The 18,482-nt window shown below is 68.8% G+C and carries 18 protein-coding genes; 9 read left to right on the forward strand and 9 right to left on the reverse strand.

What is annotated here, in order from left to right:
- The first annotated feature begins 243 nt into the window (after positions 1-243).
- From MKL20_RS08320 to MKL20_RS08335, 4 genes are all read left to right on the forward strand, one after another.
- Positions 244-2,226, forward strand: a complete 1,983-nt coding sequence (locus MKL20_RS08320) for a monovalent cation:proton antiporter-2 (CPA2) family protein (protein ID WP_243969919.1) — start codon at positions 244-246, stop codon at positions 2,224-2,226.
- Between the two features lie 8 nt (positions 2,227-2,234).
- Positions 2,235-3,671, forward strand: coding sequence for an MATE family efflux transporter (locus tag MKL20_RS08325; protein ID WP_244036282.1), 1,437 nt, complete (start codon positions 2,235-2,237; stop codon positions 3,669-3,671).
- 144 nt (positions 3,672-3,815) lie between these two features.
- The gene (locus MKL20_RS08330; RefSeq protein WP_244036283.1) at positions 3,816-4,562 is read left to right on the forward strand and encodes a DUF937 domain-containing protein; all 747 of its coding nucleotides are present in this window, start codon (positions 3,816-3,818) and stop codon (positions 4,560-4,562) included.
- A gap of 75 nt (positions 4,563-4,637) precedes the next feature.
- A complete protein-coding gene (locus tag MKL20_RS08335; protein WP_244036284.1) occupies positions 4,638-4,949 on the forward strand; it encodes a cupin domain-containing protein in 312 nt (103 codons plus the stop codon).
- A gap of 28 nt (positions 4,950-4,977) precedes the next feature.
- On the opposite strand, the gene MKL20_RS08340 is transcribed toward MKL20_RS08335, so the two are convergent.
- Positions 4,978-5,175, reverse strand: a complete 198-nt coding sequence (locus MKL20_RS08340; protein WP_244036285.1) for a hypothetical protein — start codon at positions 5,173-5,175, stop codon at positions 4,978-4,980.
- Positions 5,176-5,190: 15 nt separating this feature from the next.
- On the reverse strand, positions 5,191-5,427 hold the full coding sequence (locus MKL20_RS08345) for a hypothetical protein (RefSeq protein ID WP_244036286.1): 237 nt from the start codon (positions 5,425-5,427) through the stop codon (positions 5,191-5,193).
- Positions 5,428-5,826: 399 nt separating this feature from the next.
- Here MKL20_RS08345 and glyA point away from each other — a divergent pair, with 399 nt between their 5' ends.
- The 5 genes from glyA (at position 5,827) to MKL20_RS08370 (ending at position 10,357) form a co-directional block, all read left to right on the forward strand.
- Positions 5,827-7,131, forward strand: coding sequence for a serine hydroxymethyltransferase (glyA, locus tag MKL20_RS08350; protein WP_243969908.1), 1,305 nt, complete (start codon positions 5,827-5,829; stop codon positions 7,129-7,131).
- 138 nt (positions 7,132-7,269) lie between these two features.
- A complete protein-coding gene (locus MKL20_RS08355) occupies positions 7,270-7,944 on the forward strand; it encodes an aspartate/glutamate racemase family protein (protein ID WP_244036294.1) in 675 nt (224 codons plus the stop codon).
- Between the two features lie 134 nt (positions 7,945-8,078).
- Positions 8,079-8,621, forward strand: a complete 543-nt coding sequence (nrdR, locus tag MKL20_RS08360) for a transcriptional regulator NrdR (protein ID WP_244036287.1) — start codon at positions 8,079-8,081, stop codon at positions 8,619-8,621.
- The gene (gene ribD / locus MKL20_RS08365) at positions 8,618-9,727 is read left to right on the forward strand and encodes a bifunctional diaminohydroxyphosphoribosylaminopyrimidine deaminase/5-amino-6-(5-phosphoribosylamino)uracil reductase RibD (protein WP_244036288.1); all 1,110 of its coding nucleotides are present in this window, start codon (positions 8,618-8,620) and stop codon (positions 9,725-9,727) included. Before nrdR ends, ribD begins: the two co-directional genes overlap by 4 nt.
- A 3-nt stretch (positions 9,728-9,730) precedes the next feature.
- Complete coding sequence (locus MKL20_RS08370; protein ID WP_244036289.1) at positions 9,731-10,357, forward strand: riboflavin synthase; 627 nt, start codon at positions 9,731-9,733, stop codon at positions 10,355-10,357.
- A gap of 263 nt (positions 10,358-10,620) precedes the next feature.
- Here MKL20_RS08370 and MKL20_RS08375 read toward each other — a convergent pair whose 3' ends face one another.
- The 7 genes from MKL20_RS08375 to MKL20_RS08405 all read right to left on the reverse strand — a co-directional run bounded on the left by MKL20_RS08375 (position 10,621) and on the right by MKL20_RS08405 (position 18,335).
- On the reverse strand, positions 10,621-11,049 hold the full coding sequence (locus tag MKL20_RS08375; RefSeq protein ID WP_244036290.1) for a PaaI family thioesterase: 429 nt from the start codon (positions 11,047-11,049) through the stop codon (positions 10,621-10,623).
- Positions 11,050-11,262: 213 nt separating this feature from the next.
- On the reverse strand, positions 11,263-12,840 hold the full coding sequence (locus MKL20_RS08380) for a SpoVR family protein (RefSeq protein ID WP_243969895.1): 1,578 nt from the start codon (positions 12,838-12,840) through the stop codon (positions 11,263-11,265).
- Between the two features lie 139 nt (positions 12,841-12,979).
- Complete coding sequence (locus MKL20_RS08385; protein WP_243969893.1) at positions 12,980-14,281, reverse strand: YeaH/YhbH family protein; 1,302 nt, start codon at positions 14,279-14,281, stop codon at positions 12,980-12,982.
- Between the two features lie 256 nt (positions 14,282-14,537).
- Positions 14,538-16,490: a PrkA family serine protein kinase gene (locus tag MKL20_RS08390; protein WP_243969891.1), complete on the reverse strand. Its 1,953-nt coding sequence runs from the start codon at positions 16,488-16,490 to the stop codon at positions 14,538-14,540.
- Between the two features lie 228 nt (positions 16,491-16,718).
- Positions 16,719-17,174 (reverse strand): Ig-like domain-containing protein, encoded by a 456-nt coding sequence (locus MKL20_RS08395; RefSeq protein ID WP_244036291.1) that lies wholly within the window; start codon positions 17,172-17,174, stop codon positions 16,719-16,721.
- 171 nt (positions 17,175-17,345) lie between these two features.
- On the reverse strand, positions 17,346-17,765 hold the full coding sequence (locus tag MKL20_RS08400; RefSeq protein WP_243970007.1) for a hypothetical protein: 420 nt from the start codon (positions 17,763-17,765) through the stop codon (positions 17,346-17,348).
- A gap of 96 nt (positions 17,766-17,861) precedes the next feature.
- Positions 17,862-18,335 (reverse strand): MerR family transcriptional regulator, encoded by a 474-nt coding sequence (locus MKL20_RS08405; RefSeq protein WP_244036292.1) that lies wholly within the window; start codon positions 18,333-18,335, stop codon positions 17,862-17,864.
- Between the last annotated feature and the right edge of the window lie 147 nt (positions 18,336-18,482).

Genomic DNA, 18,482 nt, shown 5'->3' on the forward strand with positions numbered 1-18,482 from the left:
CAGGGTGGGTGTTCGCATGTCGGCACCACGCCCCATCCCGCAGGTGGACGGTGCGTTTCATACGCGATCACTCGGAACCGGGCCACGACGCCGGGGCCGCCGAACGACCCCGTACAGACCCGAATCGCCGTCGGCTCGAAAACCCGCTTGTGCCGAACGGCACCCTCGCGCATCTCGCATCGCGGCGCCGCGCGCGCTAAGCCGGAGCCCACGAACCCGAAGCCATCCGCCGAGAAGACCTGCATGGCGAGCCCCGTCGAACATGCGAGCTTCCTGCCGCCGGTCCTGACCTTCCTGGCGGCGGCGGTGATCGGCGTGCCGGTGTTCCGGCTGATCGGCCAGAGCGCGGTGCTCGGCTACCTCGTGGCCGGGGTGCTGATCGGCCCGTCCGGCCTGTCGCTGATCGCCGAGCCCGACACCGCCGCGAGCGTCGCCGAGATCGGCGTGGTGCTGCTGCTGTTCATCGTCGGGCTGGAGCTGCACCTGTCGCAGCTCGTCTCGATGCGGCGCGACATCTTCGGCCTCGGCGCGGCGCAGCTCGTCGCCTGCGCGCTGGTCCTGGGCGGCGTCGGGCTGGCCGCCGGGCTCAGCCTCGGGGCCGCCTCGGTGATCGGCATCGCGCTCGCCCTGTCGGCCACCGCGGTGGCGCTGCAGCTCCTTGAGGAGCGAGGCGATCTCGGCAGCGCCTATGGCGGCCGGGCCTTCGCGGTGCTGCTGTTCCAGGACCTGTCGGTGGTCGGCATCCTGGCGCTGATGCCGCTGCTGGCCACGGCGGGCGGCGGGACCGGCGGCCCCTGGCTCGGGGCGGCGGCGATCTCCACCGGCAAGGCGGTGGCGGCGATCCTCGCCGTGGTGCTGGTCGGCCGCTACGGCCTCAACCCGTTCTTCCGCCTGCTCGCCGCCAGCGGCGCCCGCGAGGTCATGACCGCGGCGGCGCTGCTCGTGGTGCTCGGCACGGCGCTGCTGATGGAGCAGGTCGGCCTGTCGATGGCGATGGGCGCGTTCCTGGCCGGCATCCTGCTCGCCGAATCGAACTTCCGCCACCAGCTCGAGGCCGAGATCGAGCCGTTCCGCGGCATGCTGCTCGGCCTGTTCTTCATGAGCGTCGGCATGTCGATCGACGGCGGCCTCGTGCGGGAGGTCTGGCCGGCCCTGTTCGGGGCGACGCTCGGGGCGATCCTGCTCAAGGTCGCGCTGGTCGCCGGCCTGTTCCGGCTGTTCGGCTCCGACACCCTGGGGGCTTTGCGCGGCGCGGCCGTGCTGGCGCCGGCGGGCGAGTTCGCCTTCGTGCTGCTGCCGCAGGCGGAGGATCTCGGGCTCACCGGCGCCACGGCGACGCGCTTCGCGGTGGCGCTCGCGGCGCTGACCATGCTGATCGGCCCGATCGCCGCCAAGGGTCTCGACAAGCTGATCGAGCGCCGTACCGCCCGCGAGCAGGTCGACGTGTCGGAACCCTCCGCGGAGCTGTCCGAGAGCGGCGACGCCCGGGTGCTGGTGATCGGCTTCGGCCGGTTCGGGCAGGTGCTGACCCAGGTTCTGCTCGCCGAGGGGATCCCGGTCACCGTGATCGACAAGGACGTGGAGCAGTTGCGCGCGGCCTCGCGCTTCGGCTTCCGGATCTATTACGGCGACGGGACTCGGCTCGACGTGCTCCGCGCCGCCGGGATCGGCCGGGTCGAGCTGGTCTGCATCTGCGTCGACGACCGCGCCGGCGCGCTCAAGATCGTCGACATCGTGCACGAGGAGTTCTCGAACGTGCGCACCTTCGTGCGCGCCTACGACCGCCTGCACGCCGTCGAGCTGATGAACCGGGACGTCGATTACCAGATCCGCGAGACAGCGGAATCGGCCCTCGCCTTCGGGCGGGCGGCCCTGGAGGGCCTCGGCCTGTCGCCCGAGGTCGCCGCGGCCCGGGCCGAAGACGTGCGCAAGCGCGACATCGCCCGCCTGGTGCTGCAACAGGCCGGCGCCCTGCCGGAGGGCGCCGGCTGGATGCGCGGCGCCGCGGTGGGGTTGAAGCCCGAGCCGCTGACCGAGCCGGTCCGGCCGGCCCGCGCGCTCAGCACCGAGACCCGCGACCTGATCGGCAGCGACCGGCGCGAGGCGGCCGAGCGGGTCCTGGACAAGCCCGCCCTCGCCCCGCAGGAGCCCGACGCGGCCGAGGCCGAGAGCGAAATCGAGCCGGAGCCCGAGCTGGAATCGGAAGGCAGCACCCGGGATGCGTGACGGTCCCGATGCCTGACACCCTGCCCCCGGCCGAGGCGGGCCGGTTCGTCACCGGCTCGATCCTCCGGCACGTGGTCGTGATGGCCGCCACCGGCTCGGTGGGGCTGATGGCGATCTTCGTCGTCGACCTGCTGTCGCTGTTCTACGTCTCGAAGCTCGGCGACCCGAAGCTCACGGCGGCGATCGGCTTCGCGGCGATCGTGCAGTTCTTCGCCACCGCGGTGAATATCGGCCTGATGATCGCGGCCGGCGCACTGGTCGGGAAGGCCGTGGGCGCGGGCGACCGGGCGGGGGCGCGGCGTCTGTCGAGTTCGGCGCTGGGGCTGGCGAGCCTCGCCGCCGCGCTCATCGCCCTGCTGATCTTCGTCCTGTCCGAACCGCTGCTGAGCCTGATCGGCGCCAGCGGCGAGACGCTGCGCGTCGCCGCGCTGTTTCTGGACATCACCCTGCCGTCGAACCTGCTGCTCGCCGCCGGCATGCTGTTCACCGGCCTGCTGCGCGCGGTCGGGGCGGCACGCCAAGCCATGATGGTGACGCTCGCCGGCGCCATCGTCACCGCGTTCCTCGATCCGCTGCTGATCTTCGGCGCCGGCCTCGGCGTCGAGGGCGCGGCGATCGCGGTCTGCGTGGCGCGGGCGACCTTCGTGGCGGTGGGCCTGCACGGCGTGATGCAACACCAGCTGCTTCGCCTGCCGCGGGTGGCCGACATGATCGCCGATGCGCCCGTGCTGACGTCGGTCGCGGGCCCGGCGGTGCTGACCAACCTCGCCCCCTCGGTGGCGAGCGCCTTCCTGGCGCGGCTGTTTGCCGGCTACGGCGCCGATGCGGTGGCGGCCGCCGCGGTGATCGACCGCCTGACGCCGGTCGCCTTCGGGGGCCTGTTCGCCCTGTCGGGGGCGATCGGCCCGATCCTGGCGCAGAACTGGGGCGCGGGCCGGTTCGACCGGATGCGCGGCGTGCTGCGCGAGGCGGTCCGGGTGACGCTGGCCTACGTGGCCGTGGTCTGGCTGCTCCTGGCCCTCGCCCGCGAGCCCCTGGCATCCCTGTTCGGGCTGCACGGCGTGGCGCGCGACCTGTTCGGCTTCTTCTGCCTGGCCGGCGGGGCGATCTGGTTCTTCAACGGGCTCCTGTTCCTCGGCAATGCCGCCTTCAACAACCTCGGCTTCCCGATCCGCTCGACGCTGCTGAACTGGGGCCGGGCGACGCTCGGCACCGTGCCGCCCGCGATGCTCGGCGCGGCGCTCTACGGGCCGCGCGGCGTGATCGCCGGGATGGGCCTCGGCTCCCTGGTCTTCGGGATCGCCGGCCTCCTCCTCGCCCGCCGCACCGTCGACCGGCTGGAAATGCGGGGCCGCCGCCTGCGCGAGCCGGAGGGCGCCCGCGAGGCGTCTCAGCGCGCCGCGCCCCTGCCCGCCGGCCAGCCTCATCCCGGGCCGGTGAGCTGAACCGGCGGCGGTCCGCAATACCGTCCGATCGGCGGTCCGGACCGGGCTGAGCACAAGTTCCTCTCACGGGAACTGGTATTTCGCCGCGCAACCGGTCACGATGGCCCGTCCCGGCCGGTTCGATCGGGATAGGGACGAGGCGTCATGTTCAACCCGCTCGAGATGTTCCAGGCCCAGGGCGAGGCCGGGATCCAGGCGATGGCCCGGCAATTCGGCCTGACCCCCGAGCAGACCGCCCGCGCCTTCGAGGCGCTGATGCCGGCCCTGACCCTGGGGCTGCAGCGCGGCGCCGGCCTCGACCCGGGCGCCTTCGCCCGGATGTTCGGCATGCCCGAGGTCGCCCGTGCCGCCGCGCCCCAGGGCCTGGAGGCCCTGACCCAGATGTTCGGCTCGGCCCAGCTGATGCAGGCGGTGCTGCGCCAGGCCTCGGCCACCAGCGGCGTCGGCGCCCAGGTGCTGCGCCAGATGCTGCCGATGATGGCCGGCGCCGTGGTGGCGAGCATCGTCCACGTCATGCTCAACCAGCCGCAGGCCGAGCCGGCGCAGGCGCGGCCGACGGCGCCCCCGCCTCCCGTGCCGTTCCCGTTCGGCCCGGCCTGGGGCGAGATGGCCAAGGCGTTCATGCCCGGCGCCACCGCCGCCCCGGCCCCGCCGCCGAAGCCCATCCCGAAATCGCCGAGCGAGAAGGCCGGCGAGGCCGGCTCTGCGATGATCGAGCACATGATGCGCACCGGGGCCGAGGTTCAGGGCAACAACATCCGGGCGATGCAGGAGCTGTTCGAAACCTTTTGGCCGTCGTCGGGAAAGCCCGCGGATCCGGCCCCGCCGAAGCCCGATCCGGGCTCGCCAAAACCCCGGCGCGGCCGCACGCCCGAGGGCGGGACCGGTTGACGCACAATCCGGGATGCTGCGGCCGTTGATCCGGCGCGGCGCGGACGCATCTCCTGCGGCGAAGGAGACAGCTCGATGACCGACCACCTGACCGCCTGGGACAGCTGCGAGGAGAGTGTGGCCGGCAACGGCGTCGCCAAGCGCACGATTTCGGGCGCCGGGGCGAGCCTCGTGCGGATGGTGGTGCCCGCGGGCGTCTCGGCGGGGCGCCACAGCCACGATCACGAGCAGTTCGTCCAGGTGATCTCCGGCTCCGGATTCCTCGAGACCGAGCAGGGCCGCAAGCCGTTCTCCGCCAACAGCGTATTCCACTTCCCGGCCGGGACGTGGCATGCCGCCGCGTTCGAGACCGAAACCGTGCTGGTCGAGACCAATTTCGTTTCTTGAGCACGCGCAACGTTCGCCCGATCCGGACTCAGATGGACGTCTGTGTACCGAACTGCGCCTCAAGCCTTGCGATGCTTGCCACCGTGTCGTGGGCGTAGCGGATTGCGGCCTCGGCGGTCAGCGGCTTGTCCTCTTGCGGGTCGAAGGCGACGCCCGTCGACAGCCTTAGGGCGGCGGCAATCGCGATCCAGGTCCCCGCGCAGGCCGGGAACGTCGCGAAATACAAGGCGTACGCGTAGGCTCATGGTCCCCTGAAATCCGTCTCGGGGTAGGTCTCCGCCAAGTCGGAGAACGGAATGACCGAGCACTCGAAGCCAGCCTCACGCCCCTGCCATGTGGCAGGGAGGTGACCGGAGGCGGCTGGCGGGATCTGATCGGATTTCAGCGTCAGATCGAATCCTATTGCATCGATGGCGGCCTGCCATTCCAGGATGCTGGACATGGGCTGCCGGCATAAGGCGTAGACTTCCATGGTCATGTAAGCGCCGCTCCGATCTAAAATATTTTTAGATTTTTATTTTATTTCTATATCGTGTTCGGCGAATTATTGAATGTTTATTGTAAATCAGATATTTTGATAATATACTGAAAAAGTCAAATCGAAACTGGCAGAACAGTATCGTCTGCGCGATAGATTCATATTTTATTCTGTCGCGATTTGCTTGAGTCAAGCGATTCTGTCGCCCGACTCGAAGGCGGCACGCAAGGCATCAGACCGAGGCCGCTGCACGCGCCTGCGGCAAATAATTCTTTGCGCGCGTCCAAAATGCCTGTGCTTGGCGGCACGGGCCGGCCCGTGTAGGAATCCCGCTCGAATGCCCGCCCGTGCACGCCGACGAAAGGCCGGGCCCCGCCCCTATCAGAACAGAGGCAGACCATGAGCGCCGGTACCGCCGCCGACAAGCACTTCTCGAACAGCTTCTTCGCGGCCCCGCTGACCGAGGCCGATCCCGAGATCGCCGATGCGGTGTCGAAGGAACTCGGACGCCAGCAGCACGAGATCGAGCTGATCGCCTCAGAGAACATCGTCTCCCGCGCCGTGCTGGAGGCGCAGGGCTCGGTGCTGACCAACAAGTACGCGGAAGGCTATCCGGGCCGGCGCTACTACGGCGGCTGCCAGTTCGTGGACATCGCCGAGAACCTCGCCATCGAGCGCGCCAAGCGCCTGTTCGATTGCGGCTTCGCCAACGTGCAGCCGAATTCCGGCTCCCAGGCCAACCAGGGCGTGTTCCTGGCCCTGATGCAGCCCGGCGACACCTTCCTGGGCCTCGACCTCGCGGCCGGCGGCCACCTCACCCACGGCGCCCCGCCCAACGTCTCGGGCAAGTGGTTCAAGCCGGTCTCCTACACGGTGCGCCGCGATGACCAGCGCATCGACATGGAGCAGGTCGCTGCGCTTGCCGAGGAGCACAAGCCGAAGGTGATCATCGCCGGCGGCTCGGGCTACCCGCGCCACTGGGATTTCGCCAAGTTCCGCGAGATCGCCGACTCGGTCGGGGCCTACTTCATGGTCGACGCGGCCCACTTCGCCGGCCTGATCGCGGCTGGCGTGCATCCGTCGCCGTTCCCGCACGCTCACGTGGTCACCACCACGACCCACAAGACCCTGCGCGGCCCCCGCGGCGGCATGATCCTCACCAACGACGAGGCGCTCGCCAAGAAATTCAACTCGGCGATCTTCCCCGGCCTCCAGGGCGGCCCGCTGATGCACGTCATCGCCGGCAAGGCCGTGGCCTTCGGCGAGGCGCTCAAGCCCGAGTTCAAGATCTACGCCCGCCAGGTGGTGGAGAACGCCAAGGCGCTCGCCGACACCCTGATCTCCGGCGGCTACGACATCACCTCGGGCGGCACCGACAACCACCTGATGCTGGTCGACCTGCAGCGGAAGGGCCTCACCGGCAAGGCTGCCGAGGCCGCCCTGTCGCGGGCCGACATCACCTGCAACAAGAACGGCGTGCCGTTCGATACGCAGAAGCCGACCATCACGTCGGGTATCCGCCTGGGCACCCCGGCCGGCACCTCGCGGGGCTTCGGCGTCGCCGAGTTCAAGCAGATCGGCGGCTTCATCGTCGAGGTGCTGGACGGCATGGTGGCCAAGGGCGAGGCCGGCGATCCGGAGGTCGAGGCCTCGGTGAAGAGCCGCGTCCACGCGCTCACCGACCGGTTCCCGATCTACGGCTGAGACCTGCCGGCCTAACCGATTGCGCTAGGGTCCTGGGAGAGGAATAAACGCCCGCGGGTCTTCGGATCCGCGGGCGTCGTTGTGTCGGCGCCAAGGCTCTCTCCGGGACGCAACGCCGTGCCAAAGCATATCGGGATCGTGGGATGCTCCGCCGAAGGGGCGGCGCTCTGTTACCGGACGATCTGTGCAGAAGGCGCGGCGCATCTGGGCCCGCATGGACACCCGGAAGTGTCGATGCATACGCATTCGCTGGCGGCCTATGTCGATTGCCTCGATCGCGGCGATCTGGCGGGGGTCGGCGACCTGATGCTGTCCTCCGCGGCCAAGCTTCAAGCCGCCGGGGCCGATTTCCTGATCTGTCCGGACAACACCATCCATCAGGCGATGGATTGGGTTCGTCCACACTCGCCACTGCCTTGGCTGCACATCGCCGAAGTGGTCGCGGCGGAAGCCTCCGCCCGCGGCTTCCGCCGGGTCGGCCTGACCGGAACCCGCTGGCTGGTTGAGAGCGACGTATACCCGACGGCGCTGCGCCGATACGGCATCACCTGCGTGATCCCGCAACCGCACGAGCGCGCCCGGATCGGCGCGATCATCCTATCCGAGCTGGTCAACGGGATCTTCGATCCGGCGAGCGTCGCCCTGTTCCAGACGGTCATTTCACGGCTGAAAGACGACGAGCGCTGCGACGCCGTCGTGCTCGGCTGCACCGAGATTCCCCTGATCATCAACGAGGCCAATGCGTCGCTGCCGACCCTGGACTCGACACGGCTGCTCGCCCGCGCAGCTCTCGCCCGGGCGGTTGCTTCCTGACGGTCGGAGCGCGTGCCCGACGGGAGCACACCGCACGCTCTGTCGCGTGCCCCAATCCTGGCAATCCGCAGGCGGCTGGGGCAGATAGCCGATTGTGGGTCTTCGAGACCCTGAAACGAGGCGGCTCAGATCCCATGCGGTGTCCCTATTGCGGCGGCTCCGAGACGCAGGTGAAGGATTCGCGGCCCTCCGAGGACGGCGCCGCGATCCGGCGCCGCCGGGTCTGCCCGGATTGCGCCGGCCGCTTCACCACCTTCGAGCGGGTGCAGTTGCGCGAGGTCGTGGTGCTCAAGCGGTCGGGCAAGCGCGTGCCGTTCGACCGGGACAAGCTGCAGCGCTCGATCGACGTGGCCCTGCGCAAGCGCGCCGTCGACCCGGAGCGGATCGAGCGCCTGGTCAGCGGCATCACCCGGCAGCTCGAGAGCGCGGGCGAGCCGGAGGTGACCTCCGAGGCGATCGGCGAATTGGTGATGGCCGGGCTGAAGGGCCTCGACGACGTCGCCTATGTGCGCTTCGCCTCGGTCTACAAGAATTTTCGGGAAGCCAAGGATTTCGAGGACCTGCTCGGCACCCTGGGCGACGGCCTGCTGGCCGTGGGGGCCGAAGCGGACTCGTCGCCCGACCCCGAGGAGCCGGAGCCCGAGGCACCGCCCCGCCGCCGGGCCGCCCGCTCATGAGCGACGATGCCAGCTTCATGCGCCTCGCCCTGGCGCTCGGCCGGCGCGGGCTCGGCACCACCTGGCCGAACCCCTCGGTCGGCGCCGTCGTGGTCGAGCCCGGCACCGGCCGGATCCTCGGAACCGGGGCGACGGCGCCGGGAGGCCGTCCGCACGGGGAGCCGCTGGCACTCGCCGAGGCCGGCGCAGCGGCACGAGGCGCGACCCTCTACGTCACCCTGGAGCCGTGCTCGCATCACGGCCGCACGCCGCCCTGCACCGACGCGATCCTGGCCGCCGGGATCGCCCGGGTGGTCAGCGCCGTGGAGGATCCGGATTCGCGGGTGGCCGGGCGCGGCCACGCGCTGCTGCGCCAGGGGGGCGTCACCGTCGAGACCGGCCTGATGCAGGAGGCGGCGGCCCGGGACCATATCGGCCACATCACCCGGGTGACCCGCGGCCGGCCGGCGGTGCACCTCAAGCTCGCCCGCACCCGCGACGGCTTCTGCGCGAGCGCCGGCCCGGAGCGCCTGCGGATCACCGGCCCGGTGGCCGACGGGGCGGTGCATCTCTGGCGAGCGCATGCCGACGCGATCCTGATCGGCATCGGCACCGCCCGGGCCGACGACCCGTCCCTGACCGTGCGGCTGCCGGGCCTCGGCGCCCGCTCGCCCCTGCGGATCGTGCTCGATTCGCAGCTGATGCTCTCCCCCGCCGGCGTGTTGGCCCGGACCGCGCGCGACACCGCCACGCTGGTCCTGACCACCCGCTCCGCCCCGGCCCATGCCCGCCGGGCCCTGGAGGCGCTCGGCGTCGAGATCGCCATCCTGCCGGCGGATGTCGCCGGGCGCGTCGACCTGCCGACGGCGCTGGCGCATCTGGGGGAGCGCGGTTTGACGCGCCTGTGCACCGAGGGCGGCCCGCGCCTTGCCGATGCCCTGGCGCGGGCCGATCTGATCGAGGCCTGCACGCTGGTCACCGGGCCGGCGGAACTCGGCCTAGCGGGCGGCCTGAAGGCGCTCGGCCCGGATTTGACCGGCGCGTTGGCAGACCCGAAAAAATTCCGGGTGGCCGAGCGGCTGCAGCTCGGCCCCGACGAGGCCGCCACCTACGAGAGGATGTCGTAAAACATGTTCACCGGTCTCGTCAGCGATGTCGGCACCATCGTCTCGATCGCGGGCGAGGGCGACCTGCGCCGGATCGCGATCCGTGCCTCCTACGACCCGGCCACCATCGCGCTCGGCGCCTCGATCGCCTGCTCGGGCCCGTGCCTTACGGCGGTCTCGGTGGAGCCAGCCGAAGGCGGCTGCGTCTTCGCGGTGGACGCCGCCGCCGAGACCCTGGCGCGGACCACGGTCGGCCGCTGGGTCGCGGGGGGGCGCATCAACCTGGAGCGGTCCCTGAAGATCGGCGACGAGCTCGGCGGCCATCTGGTCACCGGCCATGTCGACGGCGTCGCCGAGATCCTGGAGCGCGAGAGCGTCACCGCCGGAGCCTGGGGGCCGAGCGACCGCTTCACGCTCCGCGCGCCCCAAAACCTGTCGCGGTTCATCGCCGAGAAGGGCTCGGTCTGCCTCGACGGCACCTCGCTCACGGTGAACAGCGTCGCGGGCGACGTCTTCTCGGTGCTGCTGATCCCCCACACCCTCCAGGTCACCACCTGGGGCGAGCGGCGCGCCGGCGACGGGCTGAACCTGGAGGTCGACCTGATCGCCCGTTACGCGGCCCGGCTCACCGAGGCGCGGCCAGGCGCCTGACTGCGGGCACGGTACATGACAGCGGCCGGCTTCATCTGGATCGACGCTCATCCAGCCCACCCCCCTCATCCTGAGGTGTGAGCGAAGCGAGCCTCGAAGGAGCCCTCCAGGGATCGCGAGCAAACCAGAGGGCTCCTTCGAGGGCGCCGCCGCGCGTCGCCACCTCAGGATGAGGGATGAGGGTTGGATGAGCGTCGATCAGGACCGGACCGACGTTTGAGTCCGCTCCGCCGACTGCCCTGCCAAGGCAGCGTCATCCTGCTCTAGCGCGGCGGAATCGCGTAGGTGCCGGTGGCGTGGCAGACGAGGTCGTCGCTGCCCGGGACTGTGATCCCGACCTCGCCCATCGCTAGGCGCCGCCCGAGCTTGAGCAGCCGGCATTCCGCCAGCAGGTCACCGGGGGCGGGCTTGCGCAGGAAGTTGAAGGTCAGGCTCGTGGTCACCGCCAGGGCGACCGGGCCGATCTGGGCCAGGATCGCGGCGTAGAGCACGTAATCCGCCAGCGCCATCATGGCCGGCCCCGACACCGTGCCCCCGGGCCGCAGGAAGCGTTCCTGCCCCTCCATCCGCATCCGCGCCGAGAGCGGCCCCACCGCTTCCAGATGAAACGCCCGCCCGCCCGCCTGCATCTGCGGGAATTCCCGGTCGAGGAAATTTTTCGTTTCTTCGAGGGTGAGGATCGGGGCGCTCATGCCTGGTTGCAGCATGGGTTGGGGGGTGAGGCAATCCGCGGCTGATCCAATCCACGACCTCATCCTGAGGTGCCGAAGCGGAGCGGAGGCCTCGAAGGAGCCCTCCAGCGGCCGCGCGATCCCTGGAGGGCTCCTTCGAGGCCAGCCGATCTTCGATCGCCCGTCACCTCAGGATGAGGGGGTGGGTGGGACAACGCCCCCCCGGAAAAACCTTCAAAAAAAGATCGGCCGCGCGCTGGCGCTGATCTCCCCCAACACCGTGCCGGTTGCCGGCTCCACTTCCTTGAGGACCACGTCGTAGCCCCACAGGTCGGCGAGGTGCTGGAGCACGCGCTTGGCGTCGTCCTTCTGCAATGTGATCTTGTTGATCGCCTTGTGGTGCAGGATCAGGCGGCGGTCGCCCTCCAGATCCACGTCCACCACCTCGATATCCGGGTCGAGCCAGGCGACATCGTATTGGCGCGCGAAGGAGCGGCGCATCTTGCGGTAACCGCGCTCGTCGTGGATCGCCTCGACACGCAGCTCCGGCTCCTCGGGATCGTCGACCACGTGGAACAGGCGCAGGTCGCGCATCAGCTTGGGCGACAGGAACTGCTGAATGAAGCTCTCGTCGCGGTAATTCGCCCAGCAATCGCGCAGCACCGCCATGGCGTCGCCGGTGCCGGCGATGTCCGGGAACCACTCGCGGTCCTCCTGCGTCGGCTGCTCCACGATGCGGGCGATGTCCTGCATCATCGCGAAGCCGATCGCGTACGGGTTGTGGCCGCCATAGGAGCGGTCGTCGTAGTTCGGCTGCCGGATGACGTTGGTGTGCGATTGCAGGAATTCGAGATAGGCGGCCTCGGTGATCAGCCCCTTCTCGGAGAGCGAATTCATGATCCGGTAGTGGCTGTAGGTCGCGCAGCCCTCGTTCATCACCTTGGTCTGGCGCTGCGGGTAGAAATACTGCGCCACCAGCCGGACGATGCGCAGGATCTCGCGCTGCCAGGGACGCAGCCGCGGCGCGACCTTCTCCAGGAAGTAGAGGATGTTCTCCTGCGGGAGTTCGAGCAGGGCCTTGCGCCGCTCGGCGGCCAGGTCCGGACGCACCGCGCCGGTCTTCTGCGGCAGGGTCCGCCACAGGTCGTTGTAGATCTGCTCACCGTGCTCGATCCGCTCGCGCTCGCGGCGCTGCTCGGAGGCGAGGTCCGGCCGCTTCTTGCGCGGGTAGCGGTGGACGCCCTGGCTCATCAGCGCGTGGGCGGCGTCCAACACCTGCTCCACCGCTTGGTGGCCGTAGCGCTCCTCGCAGCGGGTGATGAAGCCCTTGGCGAAGTCCAGATAGTCGAGGATGCCCTCGGCATCGGTCCATTGCCGGAACAGATAGTTGTTCTTGAAGAAGTGGTTATGACCGAAGGCAGCGTGGGCGATCACCAGGGTCTGCATCGTCGCCGTGTTTTCCTCCATCACGTAGGAGATGCACGGATCCGAGTTGATGACGATCTCGTAGGCGAGCCCCATCAGGCCGCGCCGATAGCCGGCCTCGTGCTGGGCGAAGTGCTTGCCGAAGGACCAGTGCTTGTAGAACAGCGGCATGCCGATCGACGCGTAGGCGTCGAGCATCTGCTCGGCCGTGATGATCTCGATCTGGTTCGGGTACCAGGACAGCCCCAGCTCCGGCCCGGCAATGGCCTCGCAGGCGTCGTGGATGCGCCGGATCGTGTCGAAATCCCAATCGTTGCCGGTGAACAGGGGCTTTTGGCCGCCGGAGATCGGCGACTTGCTCGACGGGCGGCTCAGGCTGGTCACCATGAAACCCTACTCCTCAACCTGTCTCCCCTCCCCCTTGCGGGGAGGGGCCGGGGGTGGGGGTGGTGCAGAAGAGACCACGACGCTCGATCCTGAACGACCCCCACCCCTACCCCTTCCCGCAAGGGGGAGGGGAAAATCGCTAAGCCTCCGCCTCGGCCCGGGCGTCCTTGCGGCCGAACAGCTCGCGGAACACCGGGTAGATCTCCCGGCGGTGGTTGACCTTGCGCATGGCGATCGGGCCGCCGGCCTTGGCGATGGCCTCGTAGGTCCGCCACAGGGTGGTGCGGTGCTCCACGAACCCGGCCCGGGGGCCGTTCTCGTCGCCGACCTCCAGATAGGCGAAGTGCTGGCAGGCCGGCAGGATGTGGGCGCGCAGCAGCTCCGTCGAGGTCGGGCCGTCCGAGGAGACGTTGTCGCCGTCCGAGGCCTGCGCGGCGTAGATGTTCCAGTCGTTGGGGTCGTAGCGCTCGGCGATGACCCGCTTCATCTCCACCAGCGCCGAGGAGACCAGCGTGCCGCCGGTCTCCCGGGAGCCGAAGAAGGTCTCCTCGTCCACCTCGGTGGCCCGGTCGGTGTGGCGGATGAACACGATCTCCACGTGCCGGTAGCGGCGGGTCAGGAAGATGTGCAGCAGGATGTAGAACCGCTTGGCGAGGTCCTTCATGTGCTCGGTCATCGAGCCGGACACGTCCATCAGGCAGAACATCACGGCCTGGGCGATCGGGCGCGGATAGGGCTCGAACCGGCGGAAGCGCAGGTCGATCGGGTCGACATAGGGGATGCGCTTGGCGCGCTCGCGGAGCTTCAGGAGCGCCTGCTCCAGGTCCGGCCGGCCGGGATCCGATTCGCGCATCTCGGCGAGCTGCGCCTCCAAAGCCGCGACCTCTTCGGGCTTCGGGCGCTTGAGGGCGATGCGCCGGGACATCGAGTTGCGCAAAGTCCGGGTCAGGGCGAGGTTGGCCGGCGAGCCGGTCACCGTGTAGCCGGCCCGGCGCATCCCTTCCGTGTCGACCACCGCGAGACGCCGCTTGGCGAGATCCGGAAGCTCCAGATCCTCCAGAAACAGTTCCAGAAACTCCTCGCGGGTGAGCACGAAGCGGAACGCGTCCTCGCTGTTCTCGCCGCCCTCCCCGCCCTCGCCGGAGCCGCGGCCACCGCCGCCGCCCGGCGGGCGCTCGATCGTGTCGCCTTCCACGTAGGTCTTGTTGCCCGGCAGGATGTGGTCCTGCAGGCCGGTGCCGGGCTGGCGGGAGAACCGGGGCTCGCGCACGCCGTCGGCGGGTACGGTCACCCGGCCGTCCTTGCCGAGATCCTTGATGTCCTTCTCGCGGGCGGATTCGCGCACGGCGCGCTGGGCAACATCCTTCACGCGCCGCAGGAAGCGCTGGCGGTTGGGGAGGCTCTTGCCCCCCGGGTTCAGGCGTCGGTCGACGATGTGCATACGCTGCGAAAACCCTCGTCCCGCGTGCTCCGGCCGGTTCTAGCCTCCCGTTATACCATGCTGCCCTCCGAAAGAGGCTTCCCTCTTTCGCACAGTCTGGTCTAACGCGCCGCTCCCAGATGATGAGTTCGGAAAAGCGGATTTTCCTTTTCCCACATCATGCTTGCGAGCCTCGCCGGCCGGTCGTCCGAAACTATGGCGGCGGAGGGTCGAAACTTGGCCGCCCGGGCTCGACCCCGGGCGGAGTCTTCGTCCCTCAGCCGGCCTGCTTCACCCGCATGTACCATTCCACCAGGCGGCGGACCTGCCGCTCGGTGTAGCCGCGGGCGACCATGCGCTCGACGAACTCGCCGTGCTTCTTCTCGGTGTCGCCGTCCTTCTTCGAGCCGAAGGAGATCACCGGCAGCAGTTCCTCGACCTGACTGAACATGCGCCGCTCGATCACCTCGCGCAGCTTCTCGTAGCTGGTCCAGCTCGGGTTGCGGCCGCCATGCTGGGCCCGCGACCGCAGGGCGAACTTGACCACCTCGTTGCGGAAATCCTTCGGGTTGGCGATTCCCGCAGGCTTTTCGATTTTCGTGAGCTCCTGATTGAGAAGCTCCCGGTTCAGCAACTGGCCGGTCTCGGCATCCTTGAAGTCCTGATCCTCGATCCACGCATCGGCGTAGTCGATGTAGCGGTCGAACAGGTTCTGGCCGTAATCGTGATACGATTCGAGATAGGCCTTCTGGATCTCGTGGCCGATGAACTCCGCGTAGCGCGGGGCCAGCTCGGTCTTGATGAATTCCAGGTACTTCTTCTCGGTCTCGGGCGGCAGCTGCTCCCGGCGGAGCGACTGCTCCAGCACGTACATCAGGTGCACCGGATCGGCCGAGACCTCGGTGGTGTCGTGGTTGAAGGTCGCGGCCAGCACCTTGAAGGCGAAGCGGGTCGAGATCCCATCCATGCCCTCGTCGACCCCGGCGGCGTCCTTGTATTCCTGCATGGAGCGGGCGCGCGGATCGACCTCGCGGAGCGATTCGCCGTCATAGACACGCATCTTCGAGAAGGCGTTGGAATTGGCGTGCTCGCGCAGGCGCGACAGAACCGAGAACCGGGCCAGCATCTCGAGCGTGCCCGGCGCGCAGGCCGCGTCCGAGAGTTCGGAGCCGGAGATCAGCTTCTCGTAGATGTGCTGCTCCTCCGTCACCCGGAGGCAGTACGGGACCTTGATCACGTAGATGCGATCGATGAAGGCCTCGTTGTTCTTGTTGGTCTTGAAGGTCTGCCACTCGGATTCGTTCGAGTGGGCCAGGATCACCCCGGTGAACGGGATCGCGCCGATATTCTCGGTGCCGACGTAGTTGCCTTCCTGCGTCGCCGTGAGCAGCGGGTGCAGCATCTTGATCGGCGCCTTGAACATCTCGACGAATTCGAGAACGCCCTGGTTCGCCCGGTTGAGGCCGCCCGAGTAGGAGTAGGCATCGGGATCGGCCTGGGACAGGGTCTCCAGCCGGCGGATGTCGACCTTGCCGACCAGCGAGGAGATGTCCTGGTTGTTCTCGTCGCCCGGCTCGGTCTTAGCGATGCCGATCTGCCGCAGCCGCGACGGCCGGACCTTGATCACCTTGAAGCGCGAGATGTCGCCGTTGAACTCGTCCAGGCGCTTGAGCGCCCAGGGGCTCATCAGCCCGGTGAGCCGGCGGCGCGGCACGCCGTAGCGCTTCTGGATCTCCTCGCCCATCGTGTCGGGGTCGAACAGCCCGAGCGGGCTCTCGAACACCGGGGAGACCTCGTCCCCGGCCTTGAGCACGTAGATCGGGTGGACCTCCATCAGCAGCTTGAGCCGCTCGGCCAGCGACGACTTGCCGCCGCCCACCGGGCCCAGCAGGTAGAGGATCTGCTTGCGCTCCTCCAACCCCTGCGCGGCATGGCGGAAGAACGAGACGATCCGCTCGATCGTCTCCTCCATCCCGTAGAATTCGCGGAACGCCGGGTAAGTCCGGATCGTCCGGTTCATGAACATCCGGCCGAGGCGGGAATCCTTGGCGGTGTCCACGAATTCCGGCTCGCCGATGGCCGCCAGGATGCGCTCGGCAGCCGTGGCATACATCAGCGGCTCGTCGCGGCAGGCCTCGAGATACTCGGAGAGTGTCATCTCCGTATCGCGGCGGGCCTCGTACCCTCGGGCGAAGCTCTGGAAAAGGTCGTTCGTCGCATGCATCGACATTCGATAACCCTCTCAGACCCTGACAGCTTCATCCTGTCTCGGCTCGGATGCAACCGACAGGCCCGCTTTTGTCGCAGCGCGGCGAACGCGCCGCCGGCCTGTCGATTGCTTGCAACACTCGTCTGGCCAAAACGCGGCCTCAACCAGGTTCAACGTTGATTTCGGTCTCCTTCGGGCGAGCAATTTAGGATGAAAAACTATGCACGCGCCAGGGTTTCCTGCCTCTGCTTAGAGATCCGTGCCTTCTTTCTTGGCATCGTCCCCGGATTTTGAACCCGCCGCCCCGACGGTGATCTTGATGTTCTGGGTCTGCACTTGCCCGTCGGCGCCCTTGACCTCGAAGGTCACCTCGTCGGAGCCGGTGAAGCCATTGTTGGGCTGGTAGAACAGAGCCTGCACCGCGGCCTCCTTGTTGGGGCAGCGATAGCTGGCCGGCGTCTTCAGCTTGCCGACCTTGGTGATCACCGAGCCGTTCTTGGGCGCGCCGGAAACCTTGAATTCCGGCATCGGGCCGGGGGTGCAGTCCTTCTTGAGATTCGGGGCGATCTCCAGCCGCACGGTCTTGCCGGGGGCGACCGTCTTGGAGCGCGTCACCGTGGTCTGGGCAAAGGCCGGGACCTGGGCCGGTCCTGCGAGGATCAGGCCCCCTGCGAGCAGCGCGGCGAGCGGACGAAGGGCGGTCATGGGCGGCGTCTCTCCGGTACCGATCCGGGGCCGGATTCCGGGCTCATACCCGGGCGCCCCTTCCATCGGTTGAAACGCATGTGGTGACGCCCGACGCGGCCGTCGAGGGTTTTGGGATCGACGTCCCGTCCCGGACAGTGGCGTTGCGCCGAATCTTTTCCGGAACCGATCCTATTCCTGCAGCACGGCGGCCACGACGCCGGTGACCCGGGCGATCTGGGCGGCGTCGAACTCGCCGGCGAGCGCTGCGGCGAGCCGGGCCTCGACCCGGGCGCGCTCCCCGGCATCGGCGATCGGCACCGGGGGAATCTGGTCCTCGGGCAGGCGGCAGACGCGGCGGATCGTTTCGGCGGCGGTCAGCAGCTTCTCCCGATCGGGCGGACCCATCTCCCACAGGGGATTGCGCAGGCGGCTGATCACCCGCTTTGCGTCCCGGTATTCCCGATCGATCGTGGTGGCGGCCTCGATCTGGCTGACCAGGAACATCAGTTCGAGGACTTCCGAGGCCGCATCCGGGCAGGAACGGACGATCCGCATGAGGCGGGCCATCAGTTCCTGGCTGGGTGACAGCTTGGGTTTGGACGCGGCCATGCGGGCGACAACGCGGGTTCCGGCAGGAAAGTTCGCCAGATCCGCAAGTTGCGTGCTCATGGCGCTTTTCGCGCAGGGCGAGGGCCGCGACGGCCGTCACACGTCCCGGTCGTAGGGCCTGCGCAGGGCGTCGAGCAGGGCGCGGCAGGCGTGCAGATCCTCCAGCACGCCCATCAGCGCCGCCCGGTCGGGCGTGTCGGCCCGGAGCGCGGACGCGCCCTCGACCTCCTGGATCAGGGGCTCGGCGGCCTTGGCCTCGCCGCGGCCCACGGCCTGGACGAAGCGGATGCCGTTCTCCTTCAACACCCGCTGCGCCCCCGCGATGGTGTAGCGCTGCACGTAGAGGAGTTGCCGGATGCCGGCGACGAGCTCGACGTCCTGCGGCCGGTAATAACGCCGGCCGCCCGCCCGCTTCACCGGGCGGATCTGGCCGAATCGGGTCTCCCAGAACCGCAGGACGTGCTGGGGCACGTCGAGTTCGTCGGCGACCTCGCTGATCGTGCGAAAGGCACCGGCGCTCTTCTCAGCCATCGGTACGAGCGACAGGTCGGCGGCGAGGGCTGGGGGCATGGCTGTCTGATGTGGCGGGGGAAGGCGTCGATCTTGCCGGTCCGCGCGGCCGGGCTCAAGCCTTACCAGGCGTGAGGAGTCTTGTTTGTCGTCTTAGCGGGAGATCAGACCGACCCGCGCGTCCCCTCCCCCCTCTGCGGGGGAGGG

The sequence above is a fragment of the Methylobacterium sp. E-066 genome (assembly GCF_022829635.1).
Taxonomy (GTDB): domain Bacteria; phylum Pseudomonadota; class Alphaproteobacteria; order Rhizobiales; family Beijerinckiaceae; genus Methylobacterium.

Coding starts and splice junctions, on each gene's coding strand:
- MKL20_RS08320 (WP_243969919.1), top strand. CDS start 244: ATGGCGAGCCCCGTCGAACATGCGAGCTTCCTGCCGCCGGTCCTGACC.
- MKL20_RS08325 (WP_244036282.1), top strand. CDS start 2,235: ATGCCTGACACCCTGCCCCCGGCCGAGGCGGGCCGGTTCGTCACCGGC.
- MKL20_RS08330 (WP_244036283.1), top strand. CDS start 3,816: ATGTTCAACCCGCTCGAGATGTTCCAGGCCCAGGGCGAGGCCGGGATC.
- MKL20_RS08335 (WP_244036284.1), top strand. CDS start 4,638: ATGACCGACCACCTGACCGCCTGGGACAGCTGCGAGGAGAGTGTGGCC.
- MKL20_RS08345 (WP_244036286.1), bottom strand. CDS start 5,427: ATGACCATGGAAGTCTACGCCTTATGCCGGCAGCCCATGTCCAGCATC.
- glyA (WP_243969908.1), top strand. CDS start 5,827: ATGAGCGCCGGTACCGCCGCCGACAAGCACTTCTCGAACAGCTTCTTC.
- nrdR (WP_244036287.1), top strand. CDS start 8,079: ATGCGGTGTCCCTATTGCGGCGGCTCCGAGACGCAGGTGAAGGATTCG.
- ribD (WP_244036288.1), top strand. CDS start 8,618: ATGAGCGACGATGCCAGCTTCATGCGCCTCGCCCTGGCGCTCGGCCGG.
- MKL20_RS08370 (WP_244036289.1), top strand. CDS start 9,731: ATGTTCACCGGTCTCGTCAGCGATGTCGGCACCATCGTCTCGATCGCG.
- MKL20_RS08375 (WP_244036290.1), bottom strand. CDS start 11,049: ATGAGCGCCCCGATCCTCACCCTCGAAGAAACGAAAAATTTCCTCGAC.
- MKL20_RS08380 (WP_243969895.1), bottom strand. CDS start 12,840: ATGGTGACCAGCCTGAGCCGCCCGTCGAGCAAGTCGCCGATCTCCGGC.
- MKL20_RS08385 (WP_243969893.1), bottom strand. CDS start 14,281: ATGCACATCGTCGACCGACGCCTGAACCCGGGGGGCAAGAGCCTCCCC.
- MKL20_RS08390 (WP_243969891.1), bottom strand. CDS start 16,490: ATGTCGATGCATGCGACGAACGACCTTTTCCAGAGCTTCGCCCGAGGG.
- MKL20_RS08395 (WP_244036291.1), bottom strand. CDS start 17,174: ATGACCGCCCTTCGTCCGCTCGCCGCGCTGCTCGCAGGGGGCCTGATC.
- MKL20_RS08400 (WP_243970007.1), bottom strand. CDS start 17,765: ATGGCCGCGTCCAAACCCAAGCTGTCACCCAGCCAGGAACTGATGGCC.
- MKL20_RS08405 (WP_244036292.1), bottom strand. CDS start 18,335: ATGCCCCCAGCCCTCGCCGCCGACCTGTCGCTCGTACCGATGGCTGAG.